We start from the raw sequence: 14406 nt of genomic DNA, 5'->3' as shown, positions 1-14406 counted from the left end.
GGCCGCGGGCTCAGCGGGCCCGGCGGGTCCGCTCGACGCTGTCCGGGCCGAGCACCACCGTGCGGACGGAGTCCTCCACCTCCGCCGTACAGACGAAGATCAGCTCGTCGCCGGCCTCGATCGGGTCGTCCGGGCTGGGCACCAGCACCCGCTTGCCGCGGAGGATCGCCACCAGCGCCGCGTCGCGGGGCAGCGGCACCTCTCGCAGCGCCTGACCGACGTACGGGGCGCTCGTCGGCAGCGTGATCTCGACCAGATTCGCCTCGCCCTGCCGGAAGGTCATCAGCCGGACCAGGTCACCGACGGTAACCGCCTCCTCCACCAGGGCGGCCATCACCCGCGGCTTGCTGACCGCCACGTCCACCCCCCACTGCTCGGTGAAGAGCCACTCGTTCTCGGCCCGATTGATCCGGGCGACCACCCGGGGCACCGCGAACTCGGTCTTGGCCAGCAGCGAGACCACCAGGTTGACCTTGTCGTCCCCGGTGGCGGCGACCACCACGTCGCGGTTGGCCAGCTCGGCCTCCTCCAGGCTGGTCAGCTCACAGGCGTCGGCGAGCACCCACTCCGCGTCTGGCACCCGGTCGGGTCGGAGCATCGTGGGCTGCCGCTCGATCAGCGTCACCTGGTGACCGTTCCCGATCAGCTCCTGGGCGATGGAGCGGCCCACGTTTCCGGCGCCGGCGATGGCGACCCGCATGGTCAGTGCCCCCCTTCCAGCGGCAGCGCCGCTACCGACGTGACCGCGTTGACGATGTCGTCGGTGACCAGCATGAAGATCTGGTCACCCTCCTGCACGACGGTGCTCGGCGTCGGCAACATGCCGATGCCGAACCGGGTGAGGTATGCCATCCGGGCGCCGGTCGCCTTCTCCAGCGCCAGCACCGGCCGGCCGACCCAGTCCTTGTGCACCGGCACCTCCACGATCGAGACGGTGCTCGTCGGGTCCCGGAACAACGCCTCGTTGCCGTCCGGCACCAGGTGTCGCAGCATCCGGTCGGCGGTCCACCGGACGGTGGCCACCGTCGGGATGCCGAGGCGCTCGTAGACCTGGGCCCGTCGCGGGTCGTAGATGCGCGCCGCGACGCGGGTGACACCGAAGGTTTCCCGAGCCAGCCGAGCGGAGATGATGTTGGAGTTGTCGCCGCTGGAGACGGCGGCGAACGCGTCCGCCCGCTGGATGCCGGCCTGCCGGAGTACCTCCCCGTCGAAGCCGGCGCCGGTCACCGTGATGCCGGCGAAGTCCGGGCCGAGTCGGCGGAAGGCGTCGGAATTCTGGTCGACGACCGCCACCGAGTGCCCGCGGGCCTCCAGACCGTGCGCGAGGGTCGCTCCGACCCGCCCACAGCCCATGATCACCACATGCACCGTGCCCCTCCTCAACATCCGCCCGCACCAACCGTTGCGGCTGGTGGACGAGCCTGTCACGTCCCCGGGGGCGGACGCGGACCGACGGTACTCCGTGAGTACGCCCCTCGGTGCCCGGCCACCCGGGCGCGGACGTGGCCGAGGGTCGTACGCTTGGCGGTTGTGGCCCGACCCGCCTCGCTGGTGAAGCGACTGCTCGTCGGTCGACCGTTCCGGTCCGACCGACTCCAGCACACCCTGCTGCCCAAGCGCATCGCCCTGCCCGTTTTCGCCTCCGACGCGCTCTCCAGCGTGGCGTACGCCCCCGACGAGATCCTGCTGATGCTCTCGTTCGCCGGGGCCTCGGCGTTCGTCTTCTCGCCGTGGATCGCCCTGGCGGTGGTCGTGGTGATGCTCGCCGTGGTGGCGAGCTACCGCCAGAACGTGCACGCCTACCCGTCCGGCGGCGGCGACTACGAGGTGGTCACGGTCAACCTGGGGCGCCGCGCCGGCCTCGGTGTGGCCAGCGCCCTCCTGGTCGACTACGTGTTGACCGTCGCGGTGTCGGTCGCGTCCGGGGTGGCGAACCTGGGCGCGGTGATCCCCTTCGTGGCCACCCACAAGGTGGCGGTGGCCGTCGCCGCGGTGGTGCTGCTCGCCGCCGTCAACCTGCGGGGGATCAAGGAGTCCGGCACCACCTTCGCCATCCCCACCTACGGCTTCATGATCGTTATCGTCGGCATGATCCTCACCGGGCTGGTCCGGGTGGTGCTGCTCGGCCACGACCTGCGTGCTCCCAGCGCGGACCTGGTCATCGCCACCGAGTGGAGCGACACGACCGGGTGGGCGATGGTCTTCCTGCTGCTGCGGAGCTTCTCCTCTGGCTGTGCCGCGCTCACCGGCGTCGAGACGATCTCCAACGGGGTGCCCGCCTTCCGGGCACCGAAGAGCCGCAACGCGGCGACCACCCTGCTCATGCTCGGTGCGGTGGCGGTGACCATGCTGGTCGGCATCGTCTGGCTGGCCCGGCTGACCGGCCTACAGTTCGTGGAGGACCCGGCCCGGCAGATCGTCGCCGGCCCCGACGGGTACGTGCAGAAGACCGTCACCGCGCAGCTCGGCGAGACCATCTTCGGCTCCGGATCGCTGCTGCTGTTCGTGGTCGTCGGCGTTACCGCCCTGATCCTCTTCCTGGCCGCGAACACCGCGTTCACCGGCTTCCCGGTGCTCGGGTCGATCCTCGCCCAGGACCGCTACCTGCCCCGGCAGCTGCATACCCGGGGGGACCGGCTGGCGTTCTCCAACGGCATCCTCTTCCTGGCCGGCTTCGCGATCGTGCTGATCATCGGCTTCCAGGCCGAGGTGACCAAGCTGATCCAGCTCTACATCGTCGGCGTCTTCGTCTCGTTCACCCTTTCCCAGGCCGGCATGATCCGACACTGGAACCGGTACCTTCGGGTCGAACGCGACCAGCAGGTCCGCCGGCAGATGATCCGCTCCCGGGCGATCAACAGCTTCGGCATGGCGATGACCGCCGCCGTGCTGGTGATCGTGGTCGTCACGAAATTCCTGCTCGGCGCGTGGATCGCCATCGCCGCGATGGTCATGATCTACCTGGTGATGCTGGGGATCCGTCGGCACTACGACCGGGTCTCCGTCGAGCTCATCCCCGACGAGGGGCGGCCGGTGAAACCGGCCCGTAACCACGCGGTCGTGCTGGTCAGCAAGGTGCACCAGCCGACCCTGCGGGCGATCGCCTACGCGCAGGTCACCCGGCCGGACAGCCTGACCGCGGTGACGGTGAACGTGGACGACAAGGACACCCGTCGGTTGCAGGCCGAGTGGGAACGGCGGGACGTGCCGGTCGCACTGACCGTGATCGACTCGCCGTACCGGGAGATCACCCGACCGGTCCTCGACTACGTGGCCGGCATCCGGCGGTCCTCGCCCCGCGACGTGGTCACCGTCTTCATCCCCGAATACGTGGTCGGCCACTGGTGGGAGAACCTCTTGCACAACCAGAGCGCACTGCGGCTCAAGGGTCGGCTGCTCTTCGAACCGGGAGTGATGGTCACCAGCGTGCCGTGGCAGCTCGCCTCGACCGAGGGCAAGGATCTGGACCGGCTGGACGAGACGCTGAGCCGAGGACCGGCCCGCGGTCCCCGGGTGACCTCCCGCGGCCCGGAGCCAACAAACGCCCCGCCAACAGTCCCCGCCCCGCCACCGAGGAGCGGCCCGGACCCGTCCGACGGAGGTGGCCGGTGACCGGCGACGAGGGGTTGGCGGAGGCCGAGCGGGTCGAGTTGACCGTCGGGGCGGTGGCCCCGGGCGGGCACTGCGTCGCCCGGGTGGCCGGCCAGGTGGTCTTCGTCCGGCACGCGCTGCCCGGCGAGCAGGTGGTGGCCGAGGTCACCGAGGTGCATCGCGGCTTCGTCCGGGCCGACGCGGTGACGGTGCTGGAGGCCGCGCCGGAGCGGGTGGAGCCCCCCTGCCCGTACGCGAAGCCCGGCCGTTGTGGTGGCTGTGACCTGCAGCACGTATCCCCCGAGGCGCAGCTGACCTGGAAGGCGGGAGTGATCCGCGAGCAACTCACCCGACTGGGCGGGCTGACCGGCGGGGAGCTGGACGCGCTGGGCATCCAGGTCGAGGCGCTGCCGGGCGGGTCGCTGGGCTGGCGTTCCCGGGTGCGCTACACCGTTGACGGCGCCGGTCGGGCCGGCCTGCTCAAGCACCGCTCGTACGAGGTGGTGCCGATCGACCGGTGCCGGATCGCCCACCCGGCGATTCAGCAACTGCCGGTGCTCGGCCCCGCACGGTGGCCGGACGCGGAGGCCGTCGAGTCGGTCGCCTCGACCGGCGGGGATGTGACCGTGACCGCCGTCGCCGACGGGGTGGCGCGGCCGGTGAGCGGGCCGGAACGGGTCCGCGAAGAGGCCGTCGGCCGCCGGTGGACGCTGCCCCCGTCGGCGTTCTGGCAGGTCCACCCGGCGGCGGCGGACACCCTGGTCAACGCGGTGTTGGCGCAGCTCGACCCGCGACCGGGGGAGACCGCCTGGGACCTGTACGGCGGGGCCGGCCTCTTCGCCGCCGCGCTGGCGGAGCGGGTCGGTGTCACCGGTCGGGTCACCCTCGTTGAGGCCGCCGGGGCCGGCATCGCCGCGGCCCGGGAGAACCTGCGGGACCTGCCACAGGTCGGCATCATCTCGGGCCGGGTCGCCCCGGTGCTGGACCGGGGGCGCCTCACCGCGCCGGTGGACCTGGTGGTGCTCGATCCGCCCCGCTCGGGGGCCGGAGCCCGGGTGGTGCGGGCGGTGGCCGCCGCCGGAGCGCGCGCGGTGGCGTACGTGGCCTGCGACCCGGCCGCCTTTGCCCGGGACGTCCGCGGCTTCGCCGAGCTGGGCTGGCGGCTCGCCGCGCTGCGCGGCTTCGACCTCTTTCCGATGACCCAGCACGTGGAGCTGGTGGGGTTGTTGCTGCCGCCCGCCCCGCCGTACCAGCAACGGAGCGAAACCTGACTGTCAGCTCAGCGTTGCCGGCGTCCCCGCGGACCGTTCCGGGTGCTCCCGACCGGACTGCGAGCTGTCGCCCGGCCGATAGACTCTCCGGTCATGAGTGTTGAACGGGACCCGGCAAACCAACCGGGGCTGCTGGCCGCCGTCAGCGGTCCGCAGGACATCAAGCGGATGTCCACCGAGCAGCTGGACATCCTCGCCGCCGAAATCCGGGACTTTCTGGTGGCCAAGGTCTCCCGCACCGGCGGGCACATCGGCCCCAACCTGGGGGTGGTGGAGCTGACCCTCGCGCTGCACCGGGTCTTCGACTCCCCCCGGGACCGGATCCTGTTCGACACCGGCCACCAGGCCTACGTACACAAGATTCTCACCGGACGGCAGGGTGGCTTCGACAAGCTGCGCCAGCGCGGTGGGCTCGCTGGCTATCCGAGCCAGGCCGAGAGCGAGCACGACCTGATCGAGAACTCGCACGCCTCCACCGTCCTTTCCTACGCCGACGGGCTGGCGAAGGCGTACGCGCTGCGGGGTGAGTCCCGGGCCGTGGCGGCCGTGGTCGGCGACGGCGCGCTGACCGGCGGTATGTGCTGGGAGGCGTTGAACAACATCGCGACCGCCCGCAACCCGCTGGTGATCGTGGTCAACGACAACGGCCGCTCCTACTCGCCGACCATTGGCGGACTCGCCGACCACCTCTCGACGCTGCGCCTGAACCCCGGCTACGAGCGGGTGCTGGACACGGTCCGGGAGGCGCTGGGCTCGACCCCGCTGGTCGGCCGACCGATGTACGAGGTGCTGCACGCGGTCAAGCGGGGCATCAAGGACGCGGTCGCGCCGCAGGCGATGTTCGAGGACCTCGGCGTCAAGTACGTCGGCCCGGTTGACGGGCACGACATCGCGGCGGTCGAGGGGGCGCTGCGCGCGGCGAAGAACTTCGGCGGTCCGGTGATCGTGCACGCGGTCACCCGCAAGGGCTACGGCTACCGTCCGGCCGAGGAGGACGAGGCGGACTGCTTCCACAGCCCCGGTGCCTTCGACACCGAGACCGGTAAGGCGACCGCCGCGCCGTCGGTGAAGTGGACCCACGTCTTCGCCGAGGAGCTGGTGGCGATCGCCGACGAGCGGCCGGATGTGGTGGGAATCACCGCCGCGATGGCCGAGCCGACCGGCATCGCCAAGCTGGCCCGGAAGTACCCGGAGCGCACCTACGACGTGGGCATCGCCGAGCAGCACGCCGCCACCTCGGCGGCGGGGCTGGCGCTGGGCGGTCTGCACCCGGTGGTCGCGGTCTACGCGACCTTCCTCAACCGGGCATTCGACCAGGTCCTGCTGGACGTGGCGATGCACAAGCTGCCGGTGACCTTCGTGCTGGACCGAGCCGGGATCACCGGCCCGGACGGGCCCAGCCACTACGGCATGTGGGATATGTCCATCTTTGGGGTGGTGCCGGGCCTGCGGATCGCCGCCCCCCGGGACGCCGCCACCCTCCGCGAGGAGTTGCGCGAGGCGGTCGCCGTGGACGACGGTCCCACCATCGTCCGCTTCCCGACCGGTTCCGTCGCCGCCGACCTGCCGGCGCTGCGCCGGGTCGGTCCGGTGGACGTGCTCGCCGAGTCGGCCCGCGCCGACGTGCTGTTGGTCGCGGTCGGCTCCTTCGCCGGCCTCGGCGTGGAGGTCGCCGCCCGAGTCGGCGAGCAGGGCTACGGCGTGACCGTGGTTGACCCGCGCTGGGTCCGGCCGGTCCCGGCCGAGCTGGTGGAGTTGGCCGCCGGGCATCGACTCGTGGTCGTCGTGGAGGACGGGGTTCGGGCCGGCGGCGTGGGCGACGCCATCGCCCAGGCGATGCGGGACGCCGACGTCGAGGTGCCGGTGAAGGACCTGGGCGTGCCGGTCGACTGGCACCCGTACGGCACCCGTGCCCAGATTCTCGCCGACCTCGGCCTGACCGCCCAGGACGTGGCCCGCGACGTCACCGGCTGGATCTCCCGGCGTGACATTGACGCCGCCGGCAACGAGAAGGAGCTGGTCACCGACCAGGTGGAGCCGATCGTCACGCTGCGGGAGGCCCCCGCACCGAAGTGACGGTGCGGGTGGGCGACGGCGGCCGCCCGCTGTCGCCCACCCGCACCGCGGCATCACGTCGGACAGCGCCGCACAGGCGTTACTAGGTCGGATGTCGCCGTCCGAACGGCACCACAAACGGCGGCACCGCAACCGGCGCGCCCCCAGGCGTTACTACGGAGCGGGCAGGGAACGGTAGTGGGTCTCCGCGCTGGTCGCCAGGCTCACCGTGACCTCTTCGTCAGTCAGGGGCAGGATCGTCAGGCCCGGGCGGTCAACGAGTGGGGATGTGCCGGCCGGGACCGACAGCGAGTCCTCCGGAGCCGGCTGCCAGCTCAACACGCCCAGCCGCTGCCCCGCCACGGGCAGGACGTACGCCTGAAGTGGCGCGGCCCGGTCGGCGGCTGACATCATCGCTGCGCCGCCGGTGGCCGGCCGGTACAGCACCGCTGTCATCTCGTCGTCGGCCGTGTCCCAGGTGAGTTGCTGCACCGCACCGGGCGGGCCGGCACCGAGCGGGCCCTCGCCGACCGTCCGGAGGGTCAGCCCTGCCATCGGCCAGGAGGCCGGCACCGAGAGCGCCGACTTCCGGCTCCCGAACTGGCGTTGGATGCTGCCGAACGGCCCCTGGTCGCCGGCGAGCGCGCAGGTGTCCAACCCGGCCAGGGCCTGCCGTCCGGAGCCGGACCCATCCCGTACCAGCGGGCCGCGTGGCGCGTCCAGGCCGGTGCCGAGGTCGAGGAAGCGTTCGGCGGTGCGCCCCCGCGGCGGCGACTCGGTGGCGCGCAGGGTGGCGGTGACCGGGACCGCGGAGCAGGGCGGCACCGCCACCGGTGTGCTCAGACCCCCCTCGATGGTCACCGCCTGGCCATCCGGACCGGTCAGGTCGGTGACCCGGGCAGAGACCAGGTAGCGGCGACCCGCGTCGGTGTGGACCGGGAGCACATCGGAGTAGACCAGGTAGCCGGGATCGGTGTGCTCGACGGCGTGGGTGACGGTGTGGTGCCCGTCCTCCCCGGTGACCTGGAGCAGCCAGGAGGCACCCGTACCGGGAACATCCGCGGCGACCAGGGCGAGCGGCGCGTCGTCGACCTCACCGACCCAGAGGATGCCGGAGGTGGGTAGGTACGCTCGGTCGCCGAGCGGCGACCGCCAGGCGCGGACCGCCTCGGTCACCGCCGTCGTCGTCGCGGCCTCGTCGGCGAGGGAGCCGCGGGCCGGCCAGACGGTGAGCGAGCCGTCCCGGCTCTCATGCCCCACCGACAGGCCACCCGGTACCCGGTCGGCGACCGCTCCGCAGCCGGCCAGGGTCACCACCAGGGTCAACGCAGCGGCGGTCGTCCTGCCGGTCCGGCGGGCTGCAAGCACCTTTGGCTCCTCCGTCTCCTGCGAACCGCAATGGTACGAGACGGCACGGTGCCGACCAGCACCACCCACAAGGGATCGTGTGATGGCTTTCGTGTGATTTCCGCTCCGGTAGACTCCGCCGATTGTGACGCCTCCTGACACCCGCGCCGACCCTGCCACCGTGGCCTCGTCCGAGTCGGGCGATCACCACAGCGCGAGTGCGTTCCCCCTGAACGGTGCCGCTGCGGGGGACCGGAAGCCAAAACCCGCCCCGCCGGTGACGGTCCCAGGTCGCCGGCGGCTCCGGCTGCCGTCCTGGACGCCCCGACGGCAGCACTCGGTGGTGGTTGGCGGCTTCCTGCTCGCCGCGCTCTGGGTGACCAGCCAGATCTGGGTCGACCCGACCGGCCGGGTGGCGGCGCTCTACAGCAGTGACCCGGCGCAGGTGCAGTTCTTTCTGGCGCACTCGGTGCGGGTGGTGCTCCACGGGGAGTTCCCGTTCTTCACCGAGCAGTTCAACTACCCGGACGGGGTCAATCTGATGGCCAACACGGCCATCCTCGCGTTGGGCATCCCGATGGTGCCGGTGACGCTCCTCTTCGGCCCGGCGGTGACCTTCGTGCTGCTGGTCACCCTCGGGCTCGCCGGCACCGCGACCGCCTGGTACGTGGTGCTCAGCCGACACCTCGTGCGCAGTCGACTGGCGGCAGCGGTCGGCGGCTGGTTCTGCGGGTTCTCCCCGGCGATGCTGTCGCACGCCAACTGGCATCCCAACATCATCAGTCAGTTCCTGCTGCCGTTCATCGTGTGGCGGGTGCTCGTCATCACCCGGTCCCAGCGTCCGTACCGCGACGGCCTGCTGCTCGCCCTGCTGGTGACCGTGCAGGCGTTCATCAACGAGGAGATCCTGCTCTTCACCGCGATGGCGTGCGGGGTCTTCCTCGCCGCCGTGCTGGCGCAGCGCCCCGAACTGTGGCGGGCGGCGTGGCGGCCGATGGCGAAGTCGCTCGCCACCTGTACGGCGGTGGCGGGCGCGCTGCTGGCGTACCCGCTCTACGTGCAGTTCGCCGGCCCGATGGCGTACCACGGGCTCAGTGACGCGGTCCGGGACTACGGCAACGACATCGCCGCGTTCGTCGCCCCGGGCTCGCCCACCCTGGGTGGGGACGACGCGGCCAACACCGGCCTCGCCCCGAACTACTCGGAGGAGAACGCCTTCTTCGGCTGGAGCCTCTCCCTGATCGCCGTCGGCATTGTCCTGTGGCTGCGCCGCGACGTGGTCGTGCGGGCCCTCGCGGCGACCGGGATCTTCTTCGCGGTGCTCTCCCTCGGCGAGCGGATCTCGTGGTGGGGGCAGGAGATCGGGGTCGGACCGTGGGAGTGGCTGGTCCGGCTGCCGCTGCTGGACGCGGTGGTGCCGACCCGGTTCGGGCTCATCACCACCGTCACCGTCGGGCTGTTGCTGACGCTCGCGGTCGACCGGTCCCGGGGGCTGCCAATGCCCCGGCGTACCCTGCGGCTGCGCACCGCCGCCGGGCTGGCGCTGGCGTTGTTGCCGATCGCGCCCATGCCGCTGGCGGTGACCTCCCGACCGGCGGTGCCGGAATTCATCACCGCCGACCGGTGGCGTGGCTACGTGGCGGAGGACCAGACGCTGGTGCCCATTCCGGTGCCGAGCATGGGCAACACCCACGGCATGCGCTGGGCCGCCGCCGTCAACCTCGACTTCAAGATTCCCGGTGGCTACTTTCTGGCGCCGCGCAACGCCAACACCGGCGACCCCGGTCGGTTCGGCGGCCGCCCCAGTGGTCTCGGGGAACTGCTCAGCGAGGTCGCCAGGACCGGACGTACGCCGCAACTCGACGACCGGCAGCACCGGCGGGCCCTGGACGACCTGCGGCACTGGCGGGCCGCGATCCTGGTCCTACCGGTGGACCAGCACCACGCGGAGCCGCTGCGGCTGACCGTCGAGGAACTGGTCGGCCCCGGCACGCGTGAACTGGACGTCTGGATGTGGGACGTCCGCGCGCTGACGGACCCGTCGCCGGCCGCCGCCTAGCCGACCAGGGGACGGACGTCCCAGAGCCAGACGTCGTCCACCCGCTGTGGTGTGCCGAGCAGCGAGGTCATCAGGTCGCGCAGCACCGCCTCCCGGGGGTGGGCGCCGAGCACCACCACCGAGGCCTGCCAGTACCGCAGGTCCTCGATCGCCTGCCGCCGCTCGGCGTCGGTGATGTTCGGTGTGGCGTTCTTGCCCATCGTGGAGTAGATGAGTCGGGTTGTCGGCCGGCTGTCCGCCCCGAAGATCCCTTCCCCCTGCTCGTTGGGGCCGATGAAGTATCCACCGGGAACGGGGAACTCGTGCTGGGTCAGCGCACTCCAGCGCAGCGTGGAGAGGCCATGCACGTTACTCGGGATCGGTACCGGGACCAGGGTGCGCCCCTCGGGCACGTACGGCCGCCAGCCACCGGCGGTGATGAAGTGCGGTGGGGGCGCCACCGCCTCCACCGGCAGCGGCCGGGGGATCAGCGGCAGCAGGGCCAGCGTGATGGCCGCGTAGCCGACCGGGCGCCGCCACCGCCGTGGGAACCGCGGTGGAGTGCCGGAGCGCTGCGCGGGCACCGGTGGCCGACCGGTCCCGGAGATGGCGTCCCACGCGACGGCGAGCAGGATCCCGATCGCGGCGGCCACGATCAGGCTCAACCGGGTCGGCATCATCATCTCGACCAGCGGCAGGTCCTCCGACACGTACGCCCACGGGCCGTTGATGTCGGTCTCGACGCCGTCGAAGCGGATCGCCGGGCCCAGGGAGGCCACCGTGAACACCACCGTCAGTACCGCCAGGATGCGCGCCACCAGGCTGCGGCGGACCAGCAGCAGGAGGGCCACCACGGCCAGGATCACCAGCGGCCAGCCGAACCAGCTGTTCTGCTCGGTCACGCCGATCGTCTGCTCCACCGCGGCGTCTCCGGCCAGGGTGTCGCGGGGAAAGGTGACAAAGGCCTTCAGGTCCTCGCCCCAGCCGTGGAAGACACCGCCCTGTAGGCCGCGGTAGGACTGCGGACCGTTGAACTGGAACCAGATCGGGTACGCGGTGAGCAGCAGCGCCAGGCCACCGCCGGTGCCGAGGGCGGCGGCGAAGGTGCCGGCCTGCCGCCGGGCGGCCACCGGCCGCAGCACCGCGTACGTGGCGACGACGACGAGGCAGGCCAGCGCCGTGAGCAGCAGCATCTCCTCGTTGATGAAGATCTGGTACGCCACCAGCAGGCCGAGCAGGATGCCGTTGCGCCGCCAGCGGCCGGGCTCGCCGAGCCGTAGCACGCGGAGCACGATCAGCGGGAGCAGGAAGTTGGAGGCGAAGTTGGGCTGGCCGTTGGCGTGGTGCACGACGCCGGGTGCGAAGCCCAGGAACGCGCCACCGACGAACGCGGCGGCCCGGGAGCGCACCAGGTGCCGGGAGAGCACCCAGTAGGAGGTGCCGGCGGTGGCGGCCAGCGCGGCGCCGAGGTACAGCACGTACGTCACCTGGGGGCCGACCAGCATGGTCAGCGGCGCCAGCGGCAGGGTCACCCCGAGTAGTGACGTGTTCGCCATCATGTTCACCCCGACCGGGGCGTTCTGGCGCGTGCTGAAGAGCGGGTTCTCCAGGTGCCGCACCGAGTACGCCCCGTGCGCGAAGAGCCACTCGAACCAGCTGTGGTCGGTCGGCAGGTGGGCGGAGACCCGGTTGGGTATGTCCCCCCAGTGGTTGAGGCAGACCAGTAGGCCGAGGGCCAGGTAGACGCCGATGGCCAGGACATCGGCGCGGGCGGGACGCCATCGGGAACGCCGGTTCGGTGCTTCCATCACAGTGGAGGTAGGGGTGCTGGTCTGTGGCACGGAGTCAACCATCGGCGCGGGCACGACGCGCCATCGTACCGGCGGCTCTGGCGTGGATCCGCCGGCCCCGGTCACTCTTGGTCGCGGGCTGTCCCGCCCCGGTCGTGCGGTGCCCCACCCCGGTCGTGCGCTGGTCCGAGCTTGGCGCCGGGCTGCTGCACCCTCGCTCGTGCACCCACGTCGTCGCTGGCGGTGAAGCACTAGGTTGTCGGGGAGTTCAGGCGCGAGGAGGGCTGCGATGCGGGTACTGGTTGTCGAGGACGAACGCAACCTCGCCGACGCGATCACGCGGGGGTTGCGCAAGCGCGGCATGGCGGTGGATGTCGCGTACGACGGTGACAGCGGGCACGAGATGGCCTTCGTCACCCGGTACGACGTGGTGGTGCTCGACCGGGACCTGCCCGGCGTGCCCGGCGATCAGATCTGCGCTGAGCTGGCCGCCTCCGGCACCCTGACCCGGGTGCTGATGTTGACCGCCAGCGGGACGGTCGCCGACCGGGTCGAGGGGCTGCAGCTGGGCGCGGACGACTACCTGCCCAAACCGTTCGCCTTCGACGAGCTGGTCGCCCGGGTGCAGGCGTTGGGCCGCCGCGCCACCCCGGCCGCTCCGCCGGTGCTGGCGGTGGCCGACCTGGTGCTCGACCCGGCTCGGCGGACAGCCACCCGGGCCGAGGTGCCGCTGGACCTGACCAACAAGGAGTTTGGTGTGCTGCGCGAACTGGTCAAGGCCGGCGGTGCGGTGGTCTCCAGCGAGGAGCTGCTGGAACGGGTCTGGGACGCGAACACCGACCCGTTCACGACCATCGTCCGGGTCACCGTGCGCACGCTGCGGCGTAAGCTCGGCGACCCACCGCTGATCGAGACCGTGGTCGGTGCCGGCTACCGTGTGGCCGGGGCGGCGGCGTGACCGCCGGCCGTGGCATGCGGCCCACCCTGCGCCTGCGGTTGACCCTGCTCAACGGATTGCTGCTGGTGGGCGCCGGGCTGATCCTGGTGCTGCTGGCCTGGCTGCTGGTCCGCGACGCGCTGCGCCCCACCGACGAGCTGCTTTCCGGGACGACGGTGGTGCTGGCCGACGGTCGTTTCCTGGACGCCGCCGAGTGGCAGCGGCAGCTGGGCGAGACGGCGAGCCGAGAACTGCTGGCCAAAGGGTTGGCGGCGCTGCTGGCGATCAGCGTGGTCGGGGTGGCCGGTGGCTACCTGGTCGCGGGCCGGGCACTGCGCCCGCTCTACCAGGTCACCGCCACGGCCCGACGGCTCGGCGAGACCACTCTCGATCAGCGCATCGGCTACTCGGGTGCGGACGACGAGGTGGCCGAGCTGGCGCAGACCTTCGATGCGATGCTGGACCGGATCGCGGTCGCCTTCGACGCGCAGAAGCGCTTCGTCGCCAACGCCTCACATGAGCTGCGGACCCCGCTCGCCGTGATGCGTACCGAGATCGACGTGACGCTCAGCGACGACGAGGCGGACATTGCCGAGTATCGCCGGATGTCCACTGTGGTTAGGGATGCCTCGGAGCGGGCCAACGGCCTGGTGGACGCGCTGTTGGTGCTGGCCCGCAGCGAGGCGCAGGCCGGCCATCGCCTCGCCCGACGGACGGAGTGTGACCTGGCTGCCGGCACCGCCAACGCGTTGACGGCGGTACGCCGGGAGGTGGAGCGGATCGGTCTGCGGGTGGAGACCTCACTCGAGCCGGCACCGGTGGTCGGCGACCCCGGGCTGCTCGACCGGCTCGCCGGGAACCTGGTCGAGAATGCGGTGCGCTACAACCATCTGCACGGCCAGCTCTGGGTCCGGACCGGTTCGGATGGCCGGCGGTCCTGGCTGGTGGTGGGCAACACCGGCTTTGAGGTGGACCAGGCCGATGTGCCGGGGCTGTTCGAGCCGTTCCGGCGGGGTGGCCGGGAACGGACCGGTGCCCGGGGTTCTGGTCTGGGGCTCTCCATCGTCCGGGCCGTCTGCGACGCGCACGGTGGCGTGGTGCAGACGATCGCACAGCCGGGCGGTGGCTTGGAGGTGACGGTGACGCTGCCGGCAGCAGATGGGCCGGGTCCCGCCGTTACTCGGTGACGTACGGCAGTACTGATCTATCACCGTATTGATGTACAGCAGTGCTGACTTACAACAGCGGTGACTTATGTCAGGGCTGATTTATAACAGGGCATCTCCCCCTGCCACTCTCAACATATAGCACATGGGGGGTCTTGCGGCAAGGCCCCGTTATTGCCGCAGAATCGTCGGCCGAAGCCAGTACCTGTGG

10 protein-coding genes are annotated in these 14406 nt (G+C 71.5%); 6 read left to right on the top strand and 4 right to left on the bottom strand.

Annotated features, from left to right (window positions below; all coding sequences use genetic code 11):
* Positions 1–10: 10 nt before the first annotated feature.
* A complete protein-coding gene (locus SALPAC6_RS0111260) occupies positions 11–700 on the bottom strand; it encodes a potassium channel family protein (RefSeq protein WP_018253518.1) in 690 nt (229 codons plus the stop codon).
* A 2-nt stretch (positions 701–702) separates the two neighbouring features.
* Positions 703–1368 carry a potassium channel family protein gene (locus tag SALPAC6_RS0111255; protein ID WP_026189559.1) on the bottom strand — a complete coding sequence of 222 codons (666 nt, stop codon included), beginning with the start codon at positions 1366–1368 and terminating at the stop codon, positions 703–705.
* A 162-nt stretch (positions 1369–1530) separates the two neighbouring features.
* Here SALPAC6_RS0111255 and SALPAC6_RS0111250 point away from each other — a divergent pair, with 162 nt between their 5' ends.
* The 3 genes from SALPAC6_RS0111250 to dxs all read left to right on the top strand — a co-directional run bounded on the left by SALPAC6_RS0111250 (position 1531) and on the right by dxs (position 6938).
* On the top strand, positions 1531–3612 hold the full coding sequence (locus SALPAC6_RS0111250; RefSeq protein WP_018253516.1) for an APC family permease: 2082 nt from the start codon (positions 1531–1533) through the stop codon (positions 3610–3612).
* Positions 3609–4862 carry a class I SAM-dependent RNA methyltransferase gene (locus SALPAC6_RS0111245; RefSeq protein ID WP_018253515.1) on the top strand — a complete coding sequence of 418 codons (1254 nt, stop codon included), beginning with the start codon at positions 3609–3611 and terminating at the stop codon, positions 4860–4862. Before SALPAC6_RS0111250 ends, SALPAC6_RS0111245 begins: the two co-directional genes overlap by 4 nt.
* 93 nt (positions 4863–4955) lie before the next feature.
* Positions 4956–6938, top strand: coding sequence for a 1-deoxy-D-xylulose-5-phosphate synthase (gene dxs / locus SALPAC6_RS0111240; protein ID WP_018253514.1), 1983 nt, complete (start codon positions 4956–4958; stop codon positions 6936–6938).
* 153 nt (positions 6939–7091) lie between these two features.
* On the opposite strand, the gene SALPAC6_RS0111235 is transcribed toward dxs, so the two are convergent.
* Positions 7092–8285 (bottom strand): hypothetical protein, encoded by a 1194-nt coding sequence (locus tag SALPAC6_RS0111235; RefSeq protein ID WP_026189558.1) that lies wholly within the window; start codon positions 8283–8285, stop codon positions 7092–7094.
* Positions 8286–8409: 124 nt separating this feature from the next.
* Here SALPAC6_RS0111235 and SALPAC6_RS0111230 point away from each other — a divergent pair, with 124 nt between their 5' ends.
* Entirely contained in the window at positions 8410–10323 is a 1914-nt protein-coding gene (locus SALPAC6_RS0111230) for a glycosyltransferase family protein (RefSeq protein WP_026189557.1), read from the top strand.
* On the opposite strand, the gene SALPAC6_RS0111225 is transcribed toward SALPAC6_RS0111230, so the two are convergent.
* Positions 10320–12155 (bottom strand): hypothetical protein, encoded by a 1836-nt coding sequence (locus SALPAC6_RS0111225; protein WP_018253511.1) that lies wholly within the window; start codon positions 12153–12155, stop codon positions 10320–10322. The two genes, SALPAC6_RS0111230 and SALPAC6_RS0111225, sit on opposite strands and share 4 nt — an antisense overlap.
* 226 nt (positions 12156–12381) lie before the next feature.
* On the opposite strand from SALPAC6_RS0111225, the gene SALPAC6_RS0111220 reads away from it, so the two are divergent.
* Together SALPAC6_RS0111220 and SALPAC6_RS0111215 are read left to right on the top strand one after the other, a co-directional pair.
* Positions 12382–13050 (top strand): response regulator transcription factor, encoded by a 669-nt coding sequence (locus SALPAC6_RS0111220; protein ID WP_018253510.1) that lies wholly within the window; start codon positions 12382–12384, stop codon positions 13048–13050.
* On the top strand, positions 13047–14216 hold the full coding sequence (locus SALPAC6_RS0111215) for a sensor histidine kinase (protein WP_018253509.1): 1170 nt from the start codon (positions 13047–13049) through the stop codon (positions 14214–14216). Before SALPAC6_RS0111220 ends, SALPAC6_RS0111215 begins: the two co-directional genes overlap by 4 nt.
* Positions 14217–14406 lie beyond the last annotated feature (190 nt).

The organism is Salinispora mooreana, assembly GCF_000379065.1.
Taxonomy (GTDB): Bacteria; Actinomycetota; Actinomycetes; order Mycobacteriales; family Micromonosporaceae; genus Micromonospora; species Micromonospora mooreana.
The sequence above is the reverse complement of the archived record's forward strand: the minus strand, read 5'-3'. Positions and strand labels throughout refer to the sequence as shown.

What these genes read in the sequence shown, in the direction of transcription:
- SALPAC6_RS0111260 (WP_018253518.1), bottom strand. Translation starts at nt 700, where the DNA reads ATGCGGGTCGCCATCGCCGGCGCCGGAAACGTGGGCCGCTCCATCGCC.
- SALPAC6_RS0111220 (WP_018253510.1), top strand. Translation starts at nt 12,382, where the DNA reads ATGCGGGTACTGGTTGTCGAGGACGAACGCAACCTCGCCGACGCGATC.
- dxs (WP_018253514.1), top strand. Translation starts at nt 4,956, where the DNA reads ATGAGTGTTGAACGGGACCCGGCAAACCAACCGGGGCTGCTGGCCGCC.
- SALPAC6_RS0111225 (WP_018253511.1), bottom strand. Translation starts at nt 12,155, where the DNA reads ATGGTTGACTCCGTGCCACAGACCAGCACCCCTACCTCCACTGTGATG.